The organism is Rahnella perminowiae (assembly GCF_019049695.1).
Taxonomy (GTDB): Bacteria; Pseudomonadota; Gammaproteobacteria; order Enterobacterales; family Enterobacteriaceae; genus Rahnella; species Rahnella perminowiae.
On record NZ_JAFMOT010000185.1, the window covers coordinates 17,102 to 42,276 of the forward strand.

Sequence of the window (25,175 nt, forward strand, 5' to 3'; positions counted from 1 at the left end):
CATTATTTCGCCACCAGACCCGCCGGGATCAGGTCAGGTTTATTTTCCTGCCTGTCGGCGATCTCAGTGCTGCGTTTTGCCAGATCATTCTGGATTTTGTTCATGGTGGCATCGTCGAGTTTGTAGAAACGGGCAAGGAAATAAAGAATGAGATAGGACACCGACGGCCCCACGGTCAGGAGACCAATAATACCCGTGGTCGCCAGAGCGGTTTGTGTTTCTGCTCCCGCATGATAACCAAACCAGCCAAGTGAGAACCCGACGAAAGCGCCCGCAAAGGCCATTCCCAGTTTTAACGCGAACAGATTGCCGGAGAAAGAAAGGCCCGTAATACGACGTCCTGTTTTCCATTCTCCATAATCCGCCGCATTGGCCATCATGTTCCATTTAAACGGCTGATACATCTGGTGTAAAAAACCGATAATGAAATAAAGCGGAAAAATTACTGGCAGGAGTTTCGGCGGTACAAAAAACATCACGACGCCCGCCAGAACCAACAGCAAATTGATATTTTTAAACATCGTCAGTGTACTAAAACGCCGGGCAAAATATCCCGCTGCTATTGCCCCAAATATCGTGCCGACCACGCTGGTCGTGATAAACGTACTTTTCATCGCCGTGCCACTGATCAGACTCTGTCCCTTATCCAGCATCAGATACGTCGCGTAATACAACGTTGCGGAACTGCGCATCACCCCGGCCATACTGGAGAAAAAGGTAATGATGGCGACAATACGCCACTGATCATTGGACAGCAGCTTTTTCAAATCACTGAGAACCGACACCTCACGGGTATCCTCCGCCGTGATCCGTTCTTTAGTGAAACAAAAACAAAACACCAGCATACAAATAGCAATTGCGCCCATTATCGCCATCGTCGCCTGATATCCTGCCTGCAGATTTTCTTTACCGAAATAATCCACCAGCCACAGGGTGCCGACAGAAACCAGTAAACCGGCCAGAGAGGAGATGGTAAAACGATAAGATTGTGCAGAGAGCCGGTCTTTATCATCCGTCGTAATTACGCCTCCCAGGGCGCAGTAAGGAATATTGATAAAGGTGTAACACAGCATCAGCAATGAGTAAGTGATGTAGGCGTAAAGCAGTTTGCCTGAATGACCGAAATCAGGCGTTGTGAAGGTCATTACGGCCAGCACTGCATAAGGAATGGCAAACCATATCAGCCACGGGCGAAAATGCCCCCAGCGGGTTTTTACACGGTCAGCGATAATGCCGGTAAGCGGATCACTCACGGCATCCAGAATGCGCGTAACCAGAAACATCACCCCGACAGCGGCGGCGGAGAGCCCGTAGATATCAGTATAAAAGTAGGTCAGAAACATCGTGACCGAGGAATAAACGATCCCGCAAGCGGCGTCACCCATACCAAAACCGAGTTTTTCTATAACAGACAATTTCTTTACGGCTGCCATAATCTGACTCCAAACCATGAGGTAGAATATCTTTCAGAATTGGTATGTTAACTTTTGGCAGCTGTGTTGAATTTAACCATATTTTGCTTATGGTTTATGAAATTTACCAAACGAGAGGCGTCTCACAAAGAGAAGGGGGGTTATGCAGAAATAAAAAAAGCTGCTTAATTCAGCAGCCTTTTGTTTCAAATTCAGAAAAAATCAATGACGCTTTCCGTCATCATCTTCGTCGACAAAATCTTCATCTTCGCCGTCTTCACCTTCTTCGTCGTCATCGCCTTCGAAGTAAGTGCCCCAGCCGTCATAGCTGACGCCGTTGGCTTCGGCCAGATTCATCAGTTGCTCAACCTGGGTGTCGATCAGCTCCGCTTTCAGCGCGATTTCGCTGATTACATCACAGCACATCACGACTGAACCGTCTTCCACTTCCAGCTCTTCAGCATCAGTAACTTCATAACCCAGTTTGAAAGCTTCAACGGCCGCTTTCTCCAGAACGTCAAATTTCTCTGAAGATAAGTGGTGTTCGATAGTGTAAAGCGCGTCAGGATCACTGCCATCATCCAGCAGTTCTTCGATGATTAAGCGAGTCTCTTCACGTTGTTCTTCCAGCAATTCACGGTTTGCCATATCTCTGTCCTCAATCAATGTGACGTTTGTACGCTATTTTCACACACCGCAGGGCGCGTCTCCACTATAAACGACAAAGTTTTTACTGCGGGGTTGTATTTGCATATTCATACAGTTAAATTGAATTTAAATTCAATCCGAAATGCTTACGCGCTATGGAGCGACATCATGAGTTTGTTGAGTAAACGTCATTTTCTCAGGTTACTGGATTTTACCCCGTCAGAGATTTCGTCACTGCTGAAACTCTCCGCAGAATTAAAGGCCGCTAAGAAGAACGGCACCGAAAAAGCCAGTCTGCAAGGCAAAAACATCGCGCTCATCTTCGAAAAAGACTCAACCCGCACCCGGTGCTCTTTCGAAGTTGCCGCATACGATCAGGGCGCAAAAGTCACCTATCTCGGCCCAAGTGGCAGCCAGATCGGCCATAAAGAATCGATGAAAGATACCGCCCGCGTCCTCGGGCGCATGTACGACGGTATTCAGTATCGCGGTTACGGGCAGGATAAAGTGGAAATTCTGGCCCACTATGCCGGTGTACCGGTATGGAATGGCCTGACCAACGAATTTCACCCGACACAACTGCTGGCTGATCTGCTGACCATGCAGGAACATCTGCCGGGCCAGCCGCTGAAAGGCATGCGTCTGGCCTATCTGGGAGATACCCGTAACAATATGGGCAATTCCCTGCTGGAGGCTGCGGCGTTATGCGGACTGGATTTGCGCCTTGTTGCGCCTTCGGCCTGCTGGCCGGAAGCCGAACTGGTCGCCACCTGTGAACACCTGGCGAAAGAAAACGGCGGCAGCATCACCCTGACCGAAGATATCGCAACCGGCGTGAAAGATGCTGATTTCCTTTACACCGACGTCTGGGTTTCCATGGGGGAGCCGAAAGAAGTGTGGAAAGAACGCATTAATCTGCTGCGTCCTTATCAGGTGAACAGCGCGATGCTGGCGCTGACCGGCAATCCGCAGGTAAAATTCCTGCACTGTCTGCCGGCATTTCATGACGACCAGACCACACTTGGCAAACAAATGGCAGAAGAGTATGGCCTGCACGGGGGGATGGAAGTCACCGATGACGTCTTTGAATCCCGCCACAGCGTAGTGTTTGATCAGGCGGAAAATCGTCTGCACACGATCAAAGCGGTAATGGTTGCCACGCTCGCTAACCACTGATTTTTCCAGGCGTGCAGCAAGGATAACTTTCCTGCACGCCGTAATCTTTACATCATTTTGCACTTTATCCCGCCCGTTCCCGTCAGAAGACCGCATTTTCAACTAACCTTTTTAAAGCGTTTCATCAAAAAAACAAAAATGCAGAAGAAGGAACCGATATGAGCTCAGTGAATCTTGAGTATGTCCTGCGGCTGGAAAGCCTGCTAAGCAGGATTTACCCCCGGGAACACATCGCCGACCTGCTGAAAAAAATCCTGCATCTCGCCGACAAATGGAATTACGGCAAACACCGCACCACCGGCTGGGTGGATGGCACCAACGTTTATCTGATTACTTATGGCGATAATATCCGTCACGGCGAGCAACCACCGCTGGCGACGCTCAATCACTTCGCCAACACCTATCTGCGCGACATCATCAGTGATATCCATATACTGCCGATGTATCCCTACAGTTCGGACGATGGATTCAGCGTCATTGACTACCGGCGGATCGATGAACATCTCGGCGGTTGGTCAGATATTCATCACCTTTCGGCCAATTTCAACCTGATGTTTGACTGCGTGATCAATCATATTTCACGCTCAAGCGAGTGGATGAAAGGCTATCTGCATGACGATCCGTATTACAAAGATTACTTTATTGCCGCTAATCCTGAGCTGGATTACAGCCGCGTCGTACGCCCGCGCGCTTCGCCGCTGCTCTCACCATTTATCAAAACCGACGGCACCGAGTTATATCTGTGGACGACGTTCAGTGAAGATCAGGTGGATATTAATTTCAAAAATCCGCAGGTCCTGCTGGAAAGCATCGATGTGCTGTTGCAGTACGCCGCCAGCGGCGGGCAGTCGATCCGCCTTGATGCGATTGGCTATATCTGGAAGGAAGCCGGGACGCGCTGTATTCACATGCCTCAGGCGCACAATATTATTAAAGTCTGGCGCACCATTCTCGATGAAGTGATCCCCGGCACGCGGATCATTACGGAAACCAACGTCCCGCATCACGAAAATATCAGTTATTTCGGCGAAGGTGACGAGGCACATATGGTGTATCAGTTCCCGCTGCCGCCGCTGACCTTGTACGCTTTTCTGCGTCAGGACACCACCACACTGACCCAGTGGGCGAAGAGCCTGAATGCGGAAGCGCGTTACCCGGACACCACCTATTTCAACTTCCTTGCCAGCCACGACGGCATCGGTTTACGCCCGACCGAAACCTTCCTGACCGATGACGAACGTAAATACATGGCGCAGGAGACACTGCGTAAGGAAGGCCGCGTATCCTATAAAGACAACGGTGACGGCACGCATTCCCCTTATGAACTGAACATTAATTACCTGAGCGCACTGACCGAGCCGGAAGACAGTACCGAAATGAAAGCCCGCAAGTTTCTGGCAGCCCAGGCGCTGTTGCTGTCGTTTATCGGCGTCCCGGCGATTTATATTCACAGCCTGCTGGGCAGTGAGAACGATCTTGACGGCATGCACCAGTCCGGGATCAACCGCCGTATCAACCGTAAAAAGTTGGATCTGACGACCCTTGAAGCTGAACTGGAAAAAAAAGACGGCTTGCGTGCCCGCATTTTTTACGGGTTACAGACACTCATCAGGCACCGCCGCGAACATCCGGCGTTTTCACCACAGGCTGGCCAGCGCGTGTTTGATCTGGGCAAATCCCTGTTTGCAATGGAACGCTATGATCCAAAAACTGAAGACCGGATCAGCTGCATATTCAATATCAGCGATCATTCTCAGATGTTGAAGCTGGCAGTCGAGGGGAAGGATCTGATTGGCGGAGAAGTCTTTAACGGCCAGATGCGTCTCCGGCCGTGGCAGGTAGTATGGATCAAACACAAACTCAAAGCGCCGGAACGTCTCGGCAGGCTGCGTCGCTGGCGGATGAAGCTGATCAAGCGCACAAAGCGCTACACAATAGGCATTAAGCGGACAATGCGCTGACGTTCATTTTCACCACGGCTTTACGTACGTTGGCCGGTTCGCCGACGGCGCACAGGGGTTTATGCACTTCGCCCGGATAAAACACCACGAAGTCACCGGTCTGCATGATCATGGTTTTTTCCTGCTCACCGGCAGCCAGGAACGCAATGTCTTTATCTTCCAGCCAGTCGGTATCGACATACCCTGCCGGTAAATTGCTGAATGTCATGCCTTCGGTGCCGTTCAGCACAATCTGAATATCCAGATTACGCGCGTGGAATTCAGCACGGCGTTCAGCCTGCGGTGCCGTCGAATCATTGGAAATCAGCACAAAGACGTCGTCACCACGGATATCGTGTTTGCCCAGCGGCGTCTGTGGTGTGATGTGTTGTTTAACGTATTCAATGGCCTCGCGCAGTTCAGCGGGCAGATAAGGGACAAGATGCAGCGCGTGGATGTTTCCTGTGATCATCATAACCTCGGGTTTGTAATGCATGAGTGAAACAGCGTTTCATAAATACTAATCCTGTTTGCTGTCCGGTTGCCAGAGCGGGATCAAAATTTTGACTTCCTGGGGAATATTTTGCGACAGAACGTCATCCGCGACCGGAGAAACAATGATTATGCAACCAGATTGCATAAACCCTGAAAATGCATTCAGTGCTGCACTTTCATCCTGTTGGTCTTACGGACTATTTCTAAAAACTCACCAACAGATCACAAATTTAATTAAACCAAAAACCACCGAAATTAATCATAGTTATTTAAGGTCTGAGAGAATTTATAAATCTTTAATCATAAAAAAAGAAATTCTATGCAAAGAGAAAATAAACTCTTTGTTTTTGAGTTAATTAGAACTGCGTTAATATTATCTCATTCGGTCATTTACTCTCAGGCCAAATAATTACGCTGATATTTCGTTAATTATTCACTTTACTGAGCTGTCTAATAAATAAAACAATGACACTTATCAATCAACAGATAACCTCTGTCATCCGTTTATTCTGATGCGATCTGAATCACATATTAAATGCCTAAGCGGAATATTATTCATTTCGTTGCGGGCACATACCATTTCAGGTTGAATAAAAAATTTATTCTCCACGTCATTCATTTGCCCAAAACATTATTTGCTCTTCTTTTTACAAAAGGGATAAATATGAAACGGCATTATGTAGGATCCGAAATAGGCCAACTTCGCAGTGTAATGCTTCACCGGCCAAATTTAAGTTTACAGCGACTCACCCCCTCGAATTGCCAGGAATTATTATTCGATGACGTGCTTTCCGTTGAGCGTGCCGGGAAAGAACATGACTTCTTCAGCGAGACCTTGCGCCAGCAAGGGGTGGAAGTTTTATTGCTGACTGACCTGCTGACGGAAACCCTCGATAACCGCGAGGCCAAAGACTGGCTGCTCAGCCGGCAGATCTCGGACTACCGGCTGGGGCCGCAATTTGCCGAAGAAATTCGGGGCTGGCTGGCCGATCTTCCTCACCGGCAAACGGCCCGGTTTATGAGCGGCGGATTAACATACAGTGAAATTCCCGATACTTTTCATAATATGGTCACGGATACGCATCAGCTAAATGACTTTGTGATTAAGCCTTTACCCAATCATTTATTTACCCGTGACACTTCCTGCTGGATATATAACGGCGTATCGGTCAATCCGATGGCAAAGGAAGCGCGTAAACGGGAAACCAATAATTTACGGGCCATATATCGCTGGCACCCGCACTTTACCGATAACGAATTTATTACTTATTTTGGCAACGATGAATTCAATTACGACCACGCCACGCTGGAAGGCGGTGACGTATTAGTCATTGGTCGTGGCGCAGTATTAATAGGTCTATCGGAACGCACGACACCGCAAGGTGTGGAATTCCTCGCACGTTCACTGTTCAAACATCAGCAGGCCACCAAAGTGATTGTGCTGCAATTACCGAAACACCGCTCCTGCATGCACCTTGATACTGTCATGACACATATCGATCTGGACACTTTCTCGGTGTATCCGGAAGTCGTGCGCGACACCACTTTGTGCTGGACACTCACCGACAATGGTCACGGCGGCCTGCGCCGCACTGAAGAACCGCAGTTCGTCCGGGCAATCGGCAAAGCGCTGGGCATTGACGACATTAAACTCATCACCACCGGTGGCGACAGTTTTGAAGCCGAACGCGAACAGTGGAATGACGCCAATAACGTGCTGACCGTGCGTCCCGGCGTGGTCATCGGCTACGAGCGCAACACCTGGACTAACGAAAAATACGACAAGGCCGGGATCACTGTACTCCCCATTCCGGGCGATGAGCTGGGCAGAGGCCGCGGCGGTGCGCGCTGCATGAGTTGTCCGCTTGAACGCGACGACATCTGATCACCTATACCGGGAAAATTTCATGAATAAACCTGTTCTGGTTGTCGCCCTTGGCGGCAATGCATTGCTGCGCCGTGGCGAACCGCTCGAGGCCGATCTGCAGCGCAAAAATATCTGTCTCGCCGCCAATACGCTGGCTGCGCTATGCCAGAAATGGCGCGTCGTGCTGGTGCACGGCAACGGCCCGCAGGTCGGATTGCTGGCGCTGCAAAACAGCGCCTATCCGGCAGTCGCGCCCTACCCGCTCGATATTCTGGTAGCACAAACTCAGGGGATGATCGGCTATCTGCTGCAACAGGCGCTGAAAAATTGCCTTCCGGAAAGTCGCGTCTGCACCCTGCTGACGCAGGTGGAAGTCAGCCTGCTCGATCCGGCATTTGATAACCCGACGAAATACATCGGCCCGGTTTATACGCAGGCGCAATCGGAAAATCTGACTGCCGAAAAAGGCTGGGCGATGAAAGCCGACGGGCAGCATTTTCGCCGCGTGGTCGCCTCTCCTCAACCGCAGCGCATCTTCGAGATTGATGCCATTCGTGCGTTGCTGGATCAGCACTATCTGGTCATCTGCAATGGCGGTGGCGGCGTACCGGTTCATCAGACCGCAGACGGGCTGGAAGGCGTGGAAGCCGTCATCGACAAAGACCTCTCGGCGGCGCTGCTGGCACGTCAGTTACAGGCCGATGCGCTGCTGATCCTGACCGATGCCGATGCGGTGTACCTCGGCTGGGGCACGCCTGAGCAGCGGCCGCTGCATCACATCACTACACGGGATCTCACGGGTATGACTTTCGACGCAGGCTCCATGGGGCCGAAGGTTAATGCTGCCTGCCAGTTTGTCGATGCCTGCCACGGGCTGGCGGGGATCGGCGCTCTGGAAGAGGGTGAGGCCATTCTGGCCGGTCTGAAAGGCACCTGTATCCGCGCGGAATAGCCCGCCTTCACTTTATTATTTCAGGATGATTTTATGACTACCACATTGAAAAACCGTCATTTTCTTAAGCTTCTTGATTTCACACCAGAAGAAATTCAGCAATTGATCACCCTGGCGCTGGCGTTGAAAGACGATAAGAAAGCGGGTCATGAACGCCCTTGCCTGCGCGGAAAAAATATTGCGCTGATTTTTGAGAAAACGTCCACCCGCACCCGCTGTGCATTTGAAGTCGCCGCGTTTGATCAGGGCGCACACGTGACCTATCTCGGCCCTGGCGGCAGCCAGATCGGACACAAGGAGTCGATGAAAGATACCGCCCGTGTGCTGGGCAGAATGTACGACGGCATCGAATACCGGGGTTTTGCGCAGAAGATTGTGGAGGAGCTGGCGGAATTCTCCGGCGTACCGGTATGGAACGGGCTGACCGATGAGTTTCATCCGACCCAAATCCTGGCCGACCTGATGACCATGCTTGAACACTCGCCGGGCAAAGAACTCAGTCAGATCAGCTTCGCTTATCTGGGCGATGCCCGAAACAATATGGGCAATTCCCTGATGGTCGGCGCGGCGAAAATGGGGATGGACATCCGTCTGGTCGCGCCAAAATCCTTCTGGCCGGAAGAGACGCTGGTCGCGGTCTGCCGCGATATCGCCCGCACTACTGGCGCAAGGATCCTGCTGACTGAACACGTTGATGAGGGCGTACAGGGCGTCGATTTTCTCTATACCGATGTCTGGGTGTCGATGGGCGAAGCAAAAACCGCCTGGGCAGAACGTATCAGCCTGATGACCCCGTATCAGGTTAACGCCGCGGTGCTTAACGCCACCGGCAATCCTGACGTCAAATTTATGCACTGCCTGCCCGCTTTCCATAACGAAGAAACCACGCTCGGAAAGGAGCTGGAAATCGCTTACGGCATGAAAGGGCTGGAAGTGACGGATGACGTTTTTGAGTCTCCGCATTCCATCGTTTTTGATGAAGCCGAAAACCGTATGCACACCATAAAAGCGGTCATGGTCGCCACGCTTGGCGATGACTAAGCCCCTTGCGTGAAGGCGTTTTGCCTTCACGCCTTCTTTAAGGATTACGTTTATGCGTACATTCAAATTCCCTTCTGCCTACACCATTTTATTTGTGCTTATCGCGCTGGTTGCAGGCCTGAGCTGGATTATCCCCGCCGGTCAGTACGACATGGCGATGAATGCCGGACTGGGTAAAGAAGTCCCCGTCTCAGGCACCTATCACGCCGTGACCGGCAATCCGCAGGGGCTGGTGGATATTTTCCTCGCGCCCGTTGATGGCCTTTACAACCACACCACCGGTCAGGCTGGCGCGATTGATGTCGCCTTATTTATTCTGATCATCGGCGGTTTTCTGGGCATCGTGACCAAAACCGGCGCGATTGACGCCGGGATTGAACGGGTCACCTTCCGTCTGAAGGGCAAAGAAGAATGGATGATCCCGATCCTGATGGCCCTTTTCGCCGCCGGTGGCACCATTTACGGCATGGCCGAAGAATCATTACCGTTTTACACCCTGCTGGTGCCGGTCATGATGGCTGCCCGTTTCGATCCGCTGGTGGCCGCCGCTACCGTACTGCTGGGCGCCGGGATCGGCACGCTCGGCTCGACAATCAATCCTTTCGCCACGGTGATTGCCGCCAACGCTGCCGGGATCCCGTTTACTCACGGCATCGGTCTGCGCGTCGCCATCCTGATCATCGGCTGGCTGATCTGCGTGATCTGGGTGATGCGCTATGCCCGTAAAGTGCGCCGCGATCCCTCGCTTTCTGTTGTGGCTGATCAGTGGGAAAGCAACCGTACCCATTTTCTCGGCAACCGCAGTGAAGAACTGCTGCCTTTTACCGGCGTGCGCAAAATCATCCTGCTGATCTTCGCGCTGGCTTTTGTCGTGATGATTTATGGCGTATCGGTAAAGGGCTGGTGGATGGGGGAAATTTCCGGCGTTTTCCTTGCCGCTGCGATCCTCACAGGTCTGATTGCCCGCATGAGTGAGGAAGAACTGACTTCAACATTCATTGATGGCGCACGCGACCTGCTTGGCGTTGCGCTGATCATCGGTATTGCCCGTGGCATCGTAGTGATCATGGATAACGGCATGATTAATCATACTATTTTGCACAGCGCCGAAGGTATGGTTTCCGGGTTGTCCAGCGTGCTGTTCATCAATGTCATGTTCCTGCTTGAAGTGGTGCTGTCGTTTCTGGTGCCCTCTTCATCCGGTCTGGCGGTGATGACCATGCCGATCATGGCGCCTCTCGCCGATTTCGCCCACGTCGGGCGTGAACTGGTGGTGACCGCTTATCAGTCCGCATCCGGGCTGGTGAATCTGGTCACGCCGACCTCCGCCGTGGTCATGGGCGGTCTGGCGATCGCGCGGGTGCCCTATATCCGCTGGCTGAAGTGGGTTGCGCCATTGATGGGGATTTTACTGGTATTACTGATGTTCGCGTTAAGTCTCGGTTCTTTGATTTAAGTCTTTGTAGAAAATGATTTTTTTGCCATGTTGACGTCCTTTATTTACCGGAAATATGACCATGAAAAGAACATTACCTACACTTGAAAAAGAACATCAGCAACTGATCCTCTGCCATCAGCTTATTGCCAGTCGACGTTTTTCATCACAGGAGGAATTGCGTCAGGAACTCCAGCGCGCGGGATACAAAAATATCGGTCAGTCCACCATTTCACAGTTGCTGAAAACGCTGGGTGTCGCGAAGGTGCAAAACGCCAAAGGCAAAAAGATTTACGCCCTGAATGAGCAGTCTCAGTTCACTCCCGATGCCCAAAGGCCGGTAAACGAAATGGTCACCGATGTGGATCATAATCCTCAGTTTGTGGTGGTGCATGTCATGTCGGGATATGGTCGCGCTGTGGGCAGGATAATCGATCATCACCGGTTGCCGGAGGTTCTCGGGGTGATTGCCTCGAGTACTACCGTATTGGTGGCTCCCCGGGAAACGACGGAACTGGAGAGGGTGTGCAGGATAATCAGGCGCATACTGGCGATTAAAGAAAACCACGGCAGCAACCGTTTGCCTTAGGCCATTTTTCCGCTTGATGTCGTCAATGACCCGCGTATAATGCGCGACAATTTGTCGGGAGAACCCATGAAAAATCGCCATGTTTTGTGCTCAGATCATCGACCAAACACTGTGCCGTCAGGCAGCCCGCTGCCGTTGTTCTCCCGTGGTATTACCGTTTTACTGAAAGCCCCTCATTGAGGGGCTTTTTTTTGTCCGGAATTTGAGCGCCATACTTTTATACGTAAAGCACAGGAGAATGACTATGGCTAATCCGCTGTATCAGAAAGACATCATTTCTATCAACGATCTCAGCCGCGAAGAGCTGGAACTGGTACTCGATACCGCTGCCAGCCTGAAAGCCAACCCGCAGCCTGAATTGCTGAAACACAAAGTGATCGCCAGTTGTTTCTTCGAAGCCTCAACCCGTACGCGCCTGTCATTTGAAACCTCAATGCATCGTCTGGGGGCCTCAGTGGTCGGTTTCTCCGACAGCAGCAACACATCGCTCGGTAAAAAAGGTGAAACACTGGCCGATACCATTTCGGTTATCAGTACGTATGTCGATGCGATTGTGATGCGTCATCCGCAGGAAGGCGCGGCACGTCTGGCAACCGAATTCTCCGGCGGTATTCCGGTACTCAACGCCGGTGACGGTGCGAACCAGCATCCGACGCAAACCCTGCTGGATTTGTTCACCATTCAGGAAACGCAGGGGCGTCTCGATAACATCAAAATCGCCATGGTCGGCGACCTGAAATATGGCCGCACGGTGCATTCCCTGACGCAGGCGCTGGCAAAATTTAACGGCAACCGATTCTACTTTATCGCGCCGGATGCGCTGGCGATGCCGGGGTATATCCTGACGTTACTGGAAGAGAAAGGCATCGAATACAGCCTGCACAGCAGCATTGATGAAGTGGTCTCTGAAATCGACATTCTGTACATGACCCGCGTGCAAAAAGAGCGTCTTGATCCGTCGGAATACGCCAACGTGAAAGCGCAGTTTGTCCTGCGGGCGGCTGACCTGACGGATGCTCAGCCGCACCTGAAAGTGCTTCACCCGCTGCCGCGTATCGACGAAATCACGCCGGATGTCGATAAAACGCCGTATGCCTGGTATTTCCAGCAGGCCGGTAACGGAATTTTTGCGCGTCAGGCTTTGCTGGCGCTGGTTCTGAACGCAGACACTGCACAGTAAACTTGAGGAGAAAACGATTATGACACACGACAATAAACTTCAGGTTGAAGCGATCAAATGCGGTACGGTCATCGACCATATTCCGGCGCAGGTCGGATTTAAGCTCCTGTCTCTGTTCAAGTTTACCCAAACGGAGCAGCGTGTCACCGTTGGCCTGAATCTGCCTTCCGGTGAGCTGGGCCGTAAAGACATCATTAAAATCGAAAACACCTTCCTGACCGATGAACAGGTCAATCAGCTGGCGGTGTATGCACCGCGTGCGACGGTGAACCGCATCGATAATTACGACGTAGTGAAAAAGCTGATGCCAACGCTGCCGGACCGTATCGTTGGTGTTCTGCGCTGCCCGAACGGCAACTGTATCAGCCGTTTTGAACCGGTGGATTCCAGCTTTGCGGTGAAACAACGTGCAGACGGCGTGCACCTGAAATGCAAATACTGCGAGAAAGAGTTTGAGCATCAGGTGGTGCTCAATAACGACTGAGCCTTTATACTGGGGGATAACTTCCCGTTCCCCTTAACTCAAATCAGGAGACATTATGTCCCGCGAAATCAGCACTGAAAACGCCCCGGCCGCTATCGGTCCTTATGTTCAGGGTGTGGATCTGGGCAGCATGATCATCACTTCCGGTCAGATCCCTGTGGATCCTAAAACCGGTGCAGTCGCTGACGACATTGCTGCACAGGCGCGTCAGTCACTGGAAAACGTTCAGGCGATCGTTGAAGCCGCTGGCCTGAAAGTGTCAGATATCGTGAAAACGACCGTTTTCGTAAAAGATCTGAACGACTTTGCCACCGTTAACGCCACTTACGAAGCCTTCTTCACTGAGCATAATGCGCCATTCCCGGCCCGTTCTTGCGTAGAAGTGGCCCGTCTGCCAAAAGATGTGAAAATCGAAATCGAAGCCATCGCCGTCCGCCGTTAAACCGCGTCAGTGATGCACCAGACCAGCCTGCGGGCTGGTTTTTTTTGCCCTGTTTTCAGGCAAACAAACTTCACCTCGCCCTATAATTAAGCAGACCGGCCTCATTTCCCCCATTTTTCAGCCCGTTTTGCACGCTGGCACACTTTATGCCTGATCTTCATTGTTATTGAACGATTCAATTGCAGCCTGTCCAGTTTGTGAGGTGATGATGATCAAGATTGACCTTTCCGATTCACCCTTTTTTGATGAGATGTTAATGGCTGAAGGCAAACACCGCAGCCATTATCAGGCCTACTGGCAATGGTTGCAGCAAGCCGATCAACAGGCAGTCCAGCGCAAAAAAGAGGAAGCCGCGCTGTTGTTTCACCGGGTGGGGATTACCTTTAATGTTTATGGCGAAGATGATGGCGCGGAACGGCTGATCCCGTTCGACAGCGTGCCGCGCATTATTCCGGCCAGTGAATGGCAAATGCTCGATCGCGGGATCCGTCAGCGGGTTCAGGCGCTGAATGCCTTTTTGCATGATATTTATCATGACCAGAAGATCCTCAAAGCGGGGATCGTGCCCGCTGAACAGGTACTGGCCAACGATCAGTATCAGCCGTGCATGCAGGGTATTGATCTTCACCGGGACACTTACGCGCACATTGCCGGCACCGACATGGTGCGGGGAGGCGATGGCGAATACTACGTGCTGGAAGACAACCTGCGTACGCCGTCCGGCGTGTCTTACATGATGGAAAACCGCAAAATGATGATGCGGCTATATCCTGAATTGTTTGCCGAGCAGCGTATCGCACCGGTTTCCCGCTACCCTTCCCATTTACTGCAAACCCTGCGCGAAAGCACGACCGTCAACGATCCGACCGTCGTGGTGCTCACGCCGGGGCGTTTTAACAGTGCGTATTTTGAGCACAGTTTCCTTGCCCAGCAAATGGGCGTTGAGCTGGTGGAAAGCGTCGATCTGTTCGTGAAAGACGGCGCGGTGTTTATGCGTACCACCGCCGGACCGTGCAAAATTGACGTGATTTACCGGCGTATCGATGACGCATTCCTTGATCCGCTGGCGTTCCGCGCCGACTCGATGCTCGGCGTACCGGGTTTGCTTTCCGTGTATCGCTCTGGCGGCGTGGTGCTGGCCAATGCGATCGGCACCGGCGTGGCGGACGACAAATCGATCTACCCGTATGTACCGGATATGATCCGCTACTATCTGGCCGAAGATCCGATCCTCAATAATGTGCCGACCTGGCAATGCCGCAAGGAAAGCGATCTGTCTTTCGTGCTGGCGAATCTGGAAAAAATGGTGGTGAAGGAGGTTCATGGTGCAGGCGGTTACGGCATGCTGATTGGCCCGACGGCCAGTAAAGCGGAAATTGAACGCTTCCGCGAATTACTGCGCACCCGTCCGGAAAACTACATCGCACAGGAAACGCTGGCGCTTTCCACCTGCCCGACTTTCGTGGGGGACGGGCTGGCTCCGCGTCATATCGACCTGCGGCCTTTTGCCCTGAGCGGTGCGGAAATCCGGCTGGTACCGGGCGGATTAACCCGCGTGGCGCTGGCTGAAGGCTCGCTGGTCGTGAACTCATCTCAGGGCGGCGGCACCAAAGACACCTGGGTACTGGAAGAGAATCCGACGGAGGATGACGCATGCTAAGCAGAACAGCCAGCGAACTGTACTGGATGGCGCGTTATCTGGAACGCGCCGAGAATATTGCACGCCTGCTGGACGTGACCAATAAGCTGTCGCTGATGTCGATTCGTGACGTCAACGCACGCGATGAAAACAATGATTTGCTGGTGCCGCTGACCATGACCGGCACACGGACATTATTCAACGAACATTATCCGCAGGAATCCATGGGCAATCTGCTCAACTTCTTCGCGCTGGACAGTTCCAACCACAGCAGCATTTTCAGTTGTCTGCAAATGGCCTGGAACAATGCGCATGCGGTGCGCGGCAGCCTCTCTTCTGAAGTCTGGGAAAGCATTAATGCCACCTGGATCGAGATGAAACTGATCCGCCGTCAGGGCGTGGGTTCTGCCGGTGCGGACGCTTTCTTCGACTGGGTTAAAGAGCGCTCACACCTGTTCCGCGGTGCCATGTTCGGTACATTACTGCGCAGTGATGCCCTGAACTTTATCCGTCTCGGCACCATGCTTGAGCGTGCAGACAGTACCGCCCGTTTGCTGGATGCCAAAAATCAGTTGCTGAATGCTGATGAAGATCCGGTGCGCGAATATTACCGGATGGATACCCTGCTGCGTGCGGTCAGCGCCCGCGAGGCGTTCCACACACTTTACAAGCAGCAACTCAGCCAGAAACATATTGCAGAGCTGCTGATACTGCGCCGCGAATTACCGCGATCCTTACTTTCCTGTGTCGAAATCATGGCTGAACAGCTTGAAGAAATCGGGGGTAGCGCAGGCAATCTGCCACGCCGCCGTGTCCACACCCTGCACGCTCAGCTTCGTTTCACTGAAATGGACGAGATCGTTGAAATGGGTCTCAGCCCCTGGTTAATGCAGTTTCTGGATCAGACCAATGCCATCGCTGAGAGCATTCATCAAACCTATCTGGAGGCTCAATAATGAAACTGAATGTCACGCATCAGACGCATTACAGCTATGCACAACAAGTTAAACACAGCACGCAATATCTGCGCCTCACGCCGCAGGATTCCAGCCATCAGAAGATTTTGTCATGGGATCTGACTTTGCCGGAATACGCCACCCGCACGCTGGATGCCTACGGCAACGTATTGCATGTCCTGACGCTCGATCAGCCTCATCAGGCGATCACCATTGAAGCCAACGGTGTGGTCGAGATAGAAGACAATACCGAGGACGACCATTGCGGACATCTCTCGCCACTGGTGTTTTTGCGCACCAGCCCGCTGACGTTGGCCGACGGCGCAATCCGCGATTTCGCCAGCCGTTATTACCGGCCACAGGCGCAGCACGAAAGTCTGTGCAACCTGATGGGCGAGTTGTTGCTGAAAATGCCTTACAACCCCGGCAGCACCACGGTAAAAGACAGCGCCTCACAAGCCTTTTCCGCACAAACGGGTGTATGTCAGGATCACACGCACGTTTTCCTCGCCTGTTGCCGCAGCCTGGGCATTCCGGCGCGCTACGTCAGCGGCTATCTTTACTCGGAAGATTCAACGCATGTGGCGATGCACGCCTGGGCGGAAGCCTGGCTGGATGACCGCTGGCAGAGCTTTGATGTCACCAACAACACCTGCAAACCGAATCAGCATTTGAAACTGGCTATCGGCATAGATTATCTTGATGCATGCCCGGTCCGCGGTATCCGGTTGGGCGGAGGAAGCGAAGATATGCGTACTGTCGCGGCCGTTGCTATGCTTGACGTTCCGCAATGACCCTGAATCCCTGAGGAAACATTTTTATGACTTACTGTGTGGCCATGCGCTTGTCCTCTGGCCTGGTGTTTGTTTCAGATTCACGCACCAATGCCGGAGTGGACCATATTTCCACCTTCCGTAAGCTGCATGTTTTTCATCAAAGCGATGAACGCGTGCTGGTGATTCAGAGCGCCGGAAATCTGGCGACCACACAGAGTATTATCAGTCTGCTGCATCGCCGCTGTGTAGATGATGAGCGGGAAAATCTGCTGAACGTGAAATCGCTCTACGATGCCGCCAGCCTGCTGGGTGAAACGGTGCGTGAAGTGATTGCGCGTGACAGCGGCGCAAACCAGGGCGGCAACACGGATTTCAGCTGCAACCTGTTGCTCGGTGGCCAGATTAAGGGGGAGGGCCAGCGGCTGTTCCACATTTATCCGCAGGGGAATTTCATCGAAGCCACGCACGACACGCCGTATTTCCAGATTGGTGAAAGTAAGTACGGCAAACCGATTATCGATCGCGTACTGAGTTACGACACCGCGCTGGATCAGGCCATGCAATGTGCGCTGATTTCGATGGATTCCACATTACGCAGCAATCTTTCCGTCGGCCTGCCACTGGATGTGATGACCTATCCGACAGACAGTTTCAACGCTGCGCAACAGCACCGGATCACCGAAACACATCCGTATTTCGACATGATCCGCAAAGGCTGGGGCGAAGGCCTGCTGAGTATTTTTGCGCAGTTGCCGCCGCTGAAATTAGACGAGTAACAAACCGCCACATCGGGTCTGGGGAAAATGGACAACCTCAGACCTGCCCCGTATTATCCCTATCCCGTCCTTAATACGGATATTTGAGGTGCATATATTGTGGCAGTCACTATTTATGATATTGCCCGTCTGGCAAAAGTGTCCAAGTCTACCGTTTCCAGAGTTATCACCAACCAGACCAATATTTCGCCAGATGCCCGGGAGCGCGTGCTGGATGCCATCCGCACACTGAATTATCAACCAAGTAAACTTGCGCGGGCGCTGACGTCCAAAGGTTTTGATGCGATTCTGGTGATTTCCACTCGTTCGACCAAAACCACCGCCGGTAACCCTTTCTTCTCCGAAATATTGCAATCCATTGCCCTGAGAGCTGAAGAAGAGGGTTTTGATGTTATTTTGCAAACATCCAAAAATAGCGAAGAAGATTTGCAAAAGTGTGTCGCGAAAATAACTGAAAAAATGGTGAAAGGCGTGATAATGCTCAGTTCGCCTGCCGATGAATACATCCTGGAGCAACTGGATAATTGTCAGGTACCGGTGATGGTGATTGGCAATATTGAAGGAACGTATCAGCACGTTTTCTCCGTCGATACCGATAATTTTCAGGACAGCTACCGGCTGACAGAACATCTTATTTCGCTCGGTCACCAGGATATTGCCTGCCTGCACGCGCCGCTTGATTACCACGTATCCATTGATCGTCTTGCGGGATATAAGCGCGCCATGCAGGATGCCGGTCTGCCCGTGCAACCCGACCTGATGATTGACGGCGGTTATACCACAGAAAGTGCCTATCTGGCGGCGACAACATTATTGCAATGTGCCCGTCCGCCGACAGCCGTTTTCGCCACCGATGCTGTGAAAGTCATGAGCATTTACCGTGCGGCCCATGAACAGAAAAAGATCATCCCCGACGAAATTTCCATCACCGGTTACAGCAGTGACAATATTTCCCCCCTCCTTTCTCCGGGGCTAACTGGCATTGAAATTCCTATCCGCGAGTTAGGCTGTCAGGGTTGCGGTTTATTATTCGATAAAATTTTTAACCGCCCCGGCACTCACTCCCGCACGCTGGTGCCGACCCAATTGGTGGTGAATCATTCCGCCATACCGCTCGCGGCCAGAAAATAAAAAACCCGACCGGAAAAACAGCTTCCGGTCGGGTGATGAGGTGTATCAGAAAGAATAGGTGATCCCGACACCGGTATAATGGAATTTGGTCTTCGCATTGGCGCTGGCATCGGTATTATCGTGCAGCTGCAATTCGTAGGCATATTCCAGTGAGATGGCAAAACCGTTAGGTAAAGGCTGATTGATTAACAGCCCGAATCGCGTATCAGTTTCGCCCTCACGCTCTGCGCGGTCATCATTGTAATAATAGGTATCCAGCGTCCGGCGGGCATAAGGTGTAAGCACGGTTTTCCCGCCGGAGAACAGATCGACACTCACCGGCAAATAGATACGCGCCTCCTGTTTGGCGAATTCGCCACGCTGGCTGTCACCGGTATTCCATCCGCGATCTAAATAATAACTGACCTGCATTGCGATATCGTCGGTGAAGCTGTATTTCAAACCCGTCTCACCTTCAAGCTCTTTATTCAGATAGCCATTATCATCCATACTATTATAATAATTATACAACGCCATCCAGCCGTTATATTTCAACGTGGGACTGAGTGAAACCGACCAGTCTGGCTGAATGGTATAACGCTGGGTATTATAAGAACTGCCCTCTTTCTTCTTATCTTCATTATATTGCCACTGGTAGTTCCTGAAACCGAGCATCAGCCCCAGTGCATAATCTGCATTATCGGCAAACTGATAATGCGCATCGAATTCAACCTGATTAAACCAGTCGCTGCGTGTGTTTTGGGAATAATCAACATTATGATCTTCCTGATAAAACGCGCCGTATAAGTTCCACTTTCCTTTGCTGAAGTTAACAAATACCGTGGGTTCATAAGCGCCGTCTTTATCGCCCTGACCTTCTGTGTTCTCAGTTTCCTGCATGGCACCGATCTGCACCTGCCAGGGTTCGGCAGGTAACGCTGCGTTGCCGATCGGTACCGGTGTCAGCATTTCCGGTGAGTTATGATCTTCATTTTTATTAATACTTTCGCTCTCTGCAGAAAATGCAGACGAGCAAAATGCGCCACAAATTAATGCGGCTGCTACTTTTATTTTCATTATAATAATTCCTTTTACAGTAGGGACGGATGGATATTAAAAACAGCTAACCTCTTTTAAAATTCGTATTATTTATACATGTTAGTGAAATGGATTATTAATCTGCGGCAATCACTTGCTCTGTGTCACCATCAAAGAAATGACATTTATTTATATCAAAGCGCAGGGGTAATAATTGCCCGGCCTGATAATCGGTATTCGCGTTTGAACGGCAAACAAACTCATGACCGCCAACCGAGCAATACAACATAAATTCTGCACCGGTCAGTTCAGCCACTGTAATTCGCGCATCAAAATGTGCACTCTGCTGCTCCGCACCGGCAATATCCTCAGGTCGGATACCGAGTACCAGCGGTTTACGCTGATAACCCTGCGTATTCAGTATCGCCAGTTTGTCTTCAGACACCGGAATACGCAGGCTTTCCGTCACGAAAAAGTCACCATCCAGCGCGCCGCGGATAAAGTTCATCGCCGGAGAACCAATAAAACCGGCCACAAACATATTTTGCGGATGGTTATAGACCGTCTTAGGCGCGCCAACCTGCTGGATAACGCCGTCTTTCATGACCACAATCCGCGTTGCCATGGTCATGGCTTCGGTCTGATCATGAGTGACATAAATCATTGTCGTATTGAGTTTATGATGCAGCTTGCTGATTTCAGCACGCATCTGTACCCGCAGCTTGGCATCAAGATTCGACAGCGGTTCGTCCATTAAAAAGACTTTGGCATCCCGCACAATGGCACGCCCGAGCGCAACCCGCTGACGCTGGCCGCCGGATAATGCCCCCGGACGTCGCGCCAGGTACTCATTCAGCCCGAGGATCTGCGCCGCATATTTCACCCGCTGGCTGATTTCCTCCGGCGCAATTTTTCTCAGCTTCAGGCCAAACGCCATGTTGTCGTACACCGACATATGCGGATACAGCGCATAGTTCTGAAATACCATGGCGATCTCGCGATCTTTCGGCGCGACGTCGTTCATCCGCACGCCGTCGATCAGCAGATCGCCGGAAGATATTTCCTCCAGCCCCGCGATCATGCGCAGGGTCGTGGATTTTCCGCAGCCGGACGGGCCGACAAACACGATAAATTCCTTATCTGCGATTTCCAGATTGAAATCCTTCACCACGTGAACCTGCTTGTCATAAATTTTCTGAATATGTTGCAGTGAAATCTGAGCCATAATTTTTCCTTAAATGTCAGCCTGATGGCGCAACCATTGTTGCCTGATGACGGCCCACGTCAGCCCGCCGGTAGAATCCAGACGGTAATCGGCTCCTTCCAGCGTGGTGCCAATGCCGATGGAAAAAATCCCTCCGGCACGTAATGCATCAATCCCCGCCTGGGCATCTTCGATCCCCACGGCATGCTGCGGCGCAATATTCAGCGCCTCACAGACGTTGAGGAAAATTTCAGGATGCGGTTTGGAATTCGCAATCCGGCGGGTATCCGCGACATAATCGAAAGCCCCTTCCAGACCTAACGCCCTGAGCACCTGCGGGGCATTTTGTGAAACGGACGCCAGACCAATGAGCACGCCCTGTTCACGCAATGTGAGCAGCAATTCACAGATCCCCGGCAAAATGTCCGCCGTCGTCAGGCCGGTGAGTAATCCGACATAATCTGCATTTTTCTCCGCTGCCATTGCGTCAATGTCTGCCTGCGTAAAAGTTCCGGTTTGTCCGGCAGCAGCGAGAATTTTCAACAACGATGCCTGACGACTGACGCCTTTGAGTTGCTCATTAAACGCCGTGTCGATTGAGATGCCGATACGCTGCGCCAGCCGTTGCCAGGCGATAAAATGCAGGTGCGCGGTATCAACTACCACGCCATCAAGGTCAAAGATCACGGCTCGCGGCAGGGGTTCAGTTTTCATCATGAGATCCTTTCAGAACGAGGCTTTCCGTAAATGTGTGAGAGAGGCCGTTGATCCAGACCTTCAGCGGCTGAGCATCCGTTTTGCTGAGGGTAAATTGCTGTCGTTCGAGAGACACTGTCAGGCGCGTTCCACGCCAGCAAAGGGGAAACTGTAACCGCGTCCAGCCCTGCGGCAGCGATGGCCGGAAATGCAGTTCGCCTGACTGATAATCCAGCCCGGCAAAACCCATTACTGCGCCCGTCCAGATAGCGGCTGTGGCTGCCGCATGAATACCGTCGTCTGAAGAGTGAGGTTCCTCGCCCAGATCGATGCGGCACGCCTCGCGGTAAAACTGCAATGCCAGCGCTGTTTGCCCGGTCCGGGCGGCAACAATCGCATGCACCGATTTGCTCAGCGAAGAATCATGAATCGTACGCGGTTCATAAAAACGGAGATTGGCGGCCTGGCATTGTGGCGTGAACTGCGCGGGCAGCAGTTGCATGAGCATGACCACATCGGCCTGTTTGAGGATCTGCATCTCGTTGATTTCTGCACGGGAATAGTCCAGCAAAATGGCCTGTGTACCCTGCCGGGATTTATAGGGAGTCAGGTCGCACTGAGGTTTGCTGAGAAAGGAATCATCCTGCGCGATCACACCCTGCGCATCGGGCTGCGGCAGGTACAGGTGCGTCAGGAAATCTTCCGCCTGTGTGAAAAATGCAGCATCCTGGTGATTAAATGCCTGCAAATACCGGCAGGCTTCCCGGACGTTGTACTGCGCCATATAATTGGTAAACGCATTATTATCAATATGTTCGGTATATTCATCCGGCCCGATGACGTTGAGAATTACCCACCGGTCCCCACGCCGTTCAGTGCGGCTCATCCAGAACAGGGCTGTCTCTTTCAGCAACGCCAGCCCCATTTGTTGCATAAATTCAGCGTCGCGCGTGGCCTGAAAATAGCCCACCGTGGCATAGGCGATATCCGCCACCAGATGATGCTCAGCTAACGCTGATGCCACCCGTTGCCGCTGACCGGTACGGATATTGATCGCCGCGAATTCCGGCGTTTCCTCTTTCCCGCTGAACGCACTTTCCCACGGGAACAACGCCCCCTGATAGCCGTTACACCTGGCTTTCTCCTGCGCCTGCACCAGATTCCGATAGCGGTATTCCAGCAGTTTTCGCGCCTGTCCGGGCGCATTCAGCAGCGCAAAAGGCAGGATAAATATTTCGGTATCCCAGAATACATGCCCTTTATAGCCTTCGCCGGTCAGTCCTTTCGCCGCCACACTGGCACGCGCATCATGCGCCGGGATCATCAGCTTCAGGTGATAAAGCGCAAAATCCAGTGCACGCTGATCCTGTGGATGATCTGACGCCACGCAGACCCGCGATGCCTGCCAGTAATGCTGCCAGTGACGGGTATTTTCCATCAGCAGTTGTCCGTAACCTTGCTGCGCGTGTGCCAGCAGGGCCTCCAGGCAGCGTGCAGCGAAGGTGTTTTCAGGCAGGAAGTCCGCATCGAGCGATGTGGCAATCCAGCTGAATTTCTCCAGCGTGACCGCTTCACCGGCAGATAACGGCAGGCCGATATGTTGTAATAACTGACGGTTTTTCGCCGAAAAACTGCTGCTGGCGCGGGCGGGAAACAGGCACTGGCTGGTGATGACCGCCTGCTGCTGGCCGTCTGTGGTCTCATACCAACCCTGTAAAACGTTTTGATCGAAAACCCGCACTGAGCGCTCGTTCAGATGCTGTCTGCCGCTGTTGGTCTGCGTGGCATCCATGCCGGTACTGACGCACAGATGCGCGTCAGTATCCAGTGCGGTGACCGTTAAACGGCTCGCCACCAGCATCAGCGGAGAAAGCGCCACAAAACGACGGGTTTCGATTTTGAACCGCTGCCCGGCGGGCGACTGCCACACCAGTTCGCGGTAAAGCTCGCCGTTCATGGTGCGCAGTTCGCGCTGATAGGCAATCAGGGTGCCGGAAAGCAACGATAAACTTTCGCCGTTCAGCTCAATACGCATGCCGGTAATATCCGGCAGATTGACCAGTTCGGTGACTTCCGTCGCATTCGCGCGGTGATAAAAACCCGCGACAAACATGCCCCGCTGCTGGTCGGTATAGGCTTCCTCGTGACAGCCACGGATGCCAATCCGGCCATTGCCACAGGCATGCAGGCTCGCGTACTTATTCAGGCGATGGGGTGAAAACGGTGCTTCGGGCAGGATCTGAGGCTGGATCATAAATACACACTCTCTCCCGACTCTGCCGACGCATAGATTGCCGCCACCAGTTGCTGGACCCGGTATCCCTGTTCAGCATTTGCAACATCTGCCCTGTCTCCGCGCACTGCCCCGACAAATGCCTGAACGCTGCGTGCATGGCGTTGATCGTCAGCAACGTCCCGGTGGAATAACCTCACCAGTTCGCCCTTTTCATCGGTATATACCTGTACAGGAAACAGCGTGGCACCGGCTTTATCACCGCAAAACTCAACGTTCATGACCGATTGCGGCTGTATGTTCAGCGCAAACGAAGTTTCCAGACGCAGCAATCCGCCATCGCAAAACTCAATAGCGGCAAATACCGAATCTTCCACGCTGTATTGCTGCGGATCCCAGCGTCCGAACTGCCCTTCACTTTTACGGTTGCCGATTTTCTGAAACATCTGTGCGGTCACCTTGCGTACCGCCGGAAAACCGAGCACGTACAGGGCGGCATCCAGCATATGAATGCCGATGTCGATCAGCGGTCCGCCGCCGGACTGCGTTTTATCCGTAAAATTTCCCCAGCCGGGCACACCGCAGCGGCGTAGTGCCCGTGCGGTGGTGACATAGACCTCACCCAGTTCACCGGCTGTGACTTTTGCGCGTAAAATGCGTGCATCTTCGGCGAAACGGTGGTGAAAATCATAGGCCAGTAACCGTCCGGCCTGTTCTGCTGCCTGCCACATTTCCAGCGCCTGTGCGGCGCTCATAGCTGGCGGTTTTTCACAGAACACATGACAGCCGTGCTGCAATGCCGTGATCACCTGCTGATGATGGAAAAGGTTGGGCGTACAAATGCTGACGATATCGGGATGTTCAGCCTCCAGCATTTCTTCCAGCGAGGTACAGGCGCGGGCGATACCGTTACGCTCTGCAAATGCCTGGGCGCGCGCCCTATCGCAGTCCACGACAGCCACCAGCTCAAGCCCCGGAAGCTGGCGGTAACAGGCCGCATGGACCTTTTCCGCCACCTGACCGGCACCGACCAGCGCCACTTTCAGCGTTCCTGCCGTACTCGTTATAAATTCCATTTTGCGGCCT

The 25,175-nt window shown here is 52.4% G+C and carries 23 protein-coding genes; 15 read left to right on the top strand and 8 right to left on the bottom strand.

Features of this window, described 5'->3' with window-relative positions; genetic code table 11:
* Positions 1 to 2: 2 nt before the first annotated feature.
* Together J1781_RS19355 and rraB are read right to left on the bottom strand one after the other, a co-directional pair.
* Entirely contained in the window at positions 3 to 1,433 is a 1,431-nt protein-coding gene (locus J1781_RS19355; RefSeq protein ID WP_217234029.1) for a glycoside-pentoside-hexuronide (GPH):cation symporter, read from the bottom strand.
* 201 nt (positions 1,434 to 1,634) lie between these two features.
* On the bottom strand, positions 1,635 to 2,060 hold the full coding sequence (gene rraB, locus J1781_RS19360; RefSeq protein ID WP_129954663.1) for a ribonuclease E inhibitor RraB: 426 nt from the start codon (positions 2,058 to 2,060) through the stop codon (positions 1,635 to 1,637).
* 168 nt (positions 2,061 to 2,228) lie between these two features.
* Between rraB and argF (J1781_RS19365) the strand changes: the two genes are divergently transcribed.
* Positions 2,229 to 3,236 carry an ornithine carbamoyltransferase gene (gene argF / locus J1781_RS19365; protein WP_129954664.1) on the top strand — a complete coding sequence of 336 codons (1,008 nt, stop codon included), beginning with the start codon at positions 2,229 to 2,231 and terminating at the stop codon, positions 3,234 to 3,236.
* Between the two features lie 158 nt (positions 3,237 to 3,394).
* Positions 3,395 to 5,197, top strand: a complete 1,803-nt coding sequence (locus J1781_RS19370) for a sugar phosphorylase (RefSeq protein ID WP_129954665.1) — start codon at positions 3,395 to 3,397, stop codon at positions 5,195 to 5,197.
* On the opposite strand, the gene J1781_RS19375 is transcribed toward J1781_RS19370, so the two are convergent.
* On the bottom strand, positions 5,178 to 5,648 hold the full coding sequence (locus tag J1781_RS19375; protein WP_217219314.1) for a NanQ anomerase/TabA/YiaL family protein: 471 nt from the start codon (positions 5,646 to 5,648) through the stop codon (positions 5,178 to 5,180). The two genes, J1781_RS19370 and J1781_RS19375, sit on opposite strands and share 20 nt — an antisense overlap.
* 687 nt (positions 5,649 to 6,335) lie before the next feature.
* On the opposite strand from J1781_RS19375, the gene arcA reads away from it, so the two are divergent.
* From arcA to J1781_RS19440, 13 genes are all read left to right on the top strand, one after another.
* On the top strand, positions 6,336 to 7,556 hold the full coding sequence (arcA, locus tag J1781_RS19380) for an arginine deiminase (protein WP_217220021.1): 1,221 nt from the start codon (positions 6,336 to 6,338) through the stop codon (positions 7,554 to 7,556).
* A 22-nt stretch (positions 7,557 to 7,578) separates the two neighbouring features.
* Positions 7,579 to 8,490, top strand: a complete 912-nt coding sequence (gene arcC / locus J1781_RS19385) for a carbamate kinase (protein WP_217234030.1) — start codon at positions 7,579 to 7,581, stop codon at positions 8,488 to 8,490.
* A 33-nt stretch (positions 8,491 to 8,523) separates the two neighbouring features.
* Positions 8,524 to 9,531 (top strand): ornithine carbamoyltransferase, encoded by a 1,008-nt coding sequence (gene argF, locus J1781_RS19390; protein WP_217234031.1) that lies wholly within the window; start codon positions 8,524 to 8,526, stop codon positions 9,529 to 9,531.
* A gap of 52 nt (positions 9,532 to 9,583) precedes the next feature.
* Positions 9,584 to 10,987: a YfcC family protein gene (locus J1781_RS19395; RefSeq protein WP_217234032.1), complete on the top strand. Its 1,404-nt coding sequence runs from the start codon at positions 9,584 to 9,586 to the stop codon at positions 10,985 to 10,987.
* Between the two features lie 61 nt (positions 10,988 to 11,048).
* Positions 11,049 to 11,555, top strand: a complete 507-nt coding sequence (locus J1781_RS19400; RefSeq protein ID WP_217220008.1) for an arginine repressor — start codon at positions 11,049 to 11,051, stop codon at positions 11,553 to 11,555.
* A 244-nt stretch (positions 11,556 to 11,799) separates the two neighbouring features.
* Positions 11,800 to 12,735 carry an aspartate carbamoyltransferase gene (pyrB, locus tag J1781_RS19405; RefSeq protein WP_217234033.1) on the top strand — a complete coding sequence of 312 codons (936 nt, stop codon included), beginning with the start codon at positions 11,800 to 11,802 and terminating at the stop codon, positions 12,733 to 12,735.
* A 19-nt stretch (positions 12,736 to 12,754) separates the two neighbouring features.
* On the top strand, positions 12,755 to 13,219 hold the full coding sequence (gene pyrI / locus J1781_RS19410) for an aspartate carbamoyltransferase regulatory subunit (protein WP_013577172.1): 465 nt from the start codon (positions 12,755 to 12,757) through the stop codon (positions 13,217 to 13,219).
* Positions 13,220 to 13,274: 55 nt separating this feature from the next.
* A complete protein-coding gene (gene ridA / locus J1781_RS19415; RefSeq protein ID WP_056776488.1) occupies positions 13,275 to 13,661 on the top strand; it encodes a 2-iminobutanoate/2-iminopropanoate deaminase in 387 nt (128 codons plus the stop codon).
* A 208-nt stretch (positions 13,662 to 13,869) separates the two neighbouring features.
* A complete protein-coding gene (locus J1781_RS19420) occupies positions 13,870 to 15,321 on the top strand; it encodes a circularly permuted type 2 ATP-grasp protein (RefSeq protein ID WP_129992016.1) in 1,452 nt (483 codons plus the stop codon).
* On the top strand, positions 15,315 to 16,256 hold the full coding sequence (locus tag J1781_RS19425) for an alpha-E domain-containing protein (protein ID WP_129954668.1): 942 nt from the start codon (positions 15,315 to 15,317) through the stop codon (positions 16,254 to 16,256). Before J1781_RS19420 ends, J1781_RS19425 begins: the two co-directional genes overlap by 7 nt.
* Entirely contained in the window at positions 16,256 to 17,050 is a 795-nt protein-coding gene (locus tag J1781_RS19430) for a transglutaminase family protein (RefSeq protein ID WP_129954669.1), read from the top strand. Before J1781_RS19425 ends, J1781_RS19430 begins: the two co-directional genes overlap by 1 nt.
* Before the next feature lie 26 nt (positions 17,051 to 17,076).
* A complete protein-coding gene (locus tag J1781_RS19435) occupies positions 17,077 to 17,808 on the top strand; it encodes a proteasome-type protease (RefSeq protein WP_129954670.1) in 732 nt (243 codons plus the stop codon).
* A gap of 99 nt (positions 17,809 to 17,907) precedes the next feature.
* A complete protein-coding gene (locus J1781_RS19440; RefSeq protein ID WP_217220002.1) occupies positions 17,908 to 18,939 on the top strand; it encodes a LacI family DNA-binding transcriptional regulator in 1,032 nt (343 codons plus the stop codon).
* Between the two features lie 45 nt (positions 18,940 to 18,984).
* On the opposite strand, the gene J1781_RS19445 is transcribed toward J1781_RS19440, so the two are convergent.
* The 5 genes from J1781_RS19445 to J1781_RS19465 form a co-directional block, all read right to left on the bottom strand.
* A complete protein-coding gene (locus J1781_RS19445; protein WP_217234034.1) occupies positions 18,985 to 19,995 on the bottom strand; it encodes an OmpG family monomeric porin in 1,011 nt (336 codons plus the stop codon).
* Between the two features lie 97 nt (positions 19,996 to 20,092).
* Positions 20,093 to 21,181: an ABC transporter ATP-binding protein gene (locus tag J1781_RS19450; RefSeq protein WP_217234035.1), complete on the bottom strand. Its 1,089-nt coding sequence runs from the start codon at positions 21,179 to 21,181 to the stop codon at positions 20,093 to 20,095.
* Positions 21,182 to 21,190: 9 nt separating this feature from the next.
* Entirely contained in the window at positions 21,191 to 21,874 is a 684-nt protein-coding gene (pgmB, locus tag J1781_RS19455) for a beta-phosphoglucomutase (protein WP_217234036.1), read from the bottom strand.
* Complete coding sequence (locus tag J1781_RS19460; protein ID WP_217234037.1) at positions 21,864 to 24,110, bottom strand: glycoside hydrolase family 65 protein; 2,247 nt, start codon at positions 24,108 to 24,110, stop codon at positions 21,864 to 21,866. The genes pgmB and J1781_RS19460 overlap by 11 nt, the downstream gene beginning before the upstream one ends.
* Positions 24,107 to 25,165 carry a Gfo/Idh/MocA family protein gene (locus J1781_RS19465; RefSeq protein ID WP_217234038.1) on the bottom strand — a complete coding sequence of 353 codons (1,059 nt, stop codon included), beginning with the start codon at positions 25,163 to 25,165 and terminating at the stop codon, positions 24,107 to 24,109. The genes J1781_RS19460 and J1781_RS19465 overlap by 4 nt, the downstream gene beginning before the upstream one ends.
* Positions 25,166 to 25,175: the final 10 nt, after the last annotated feature.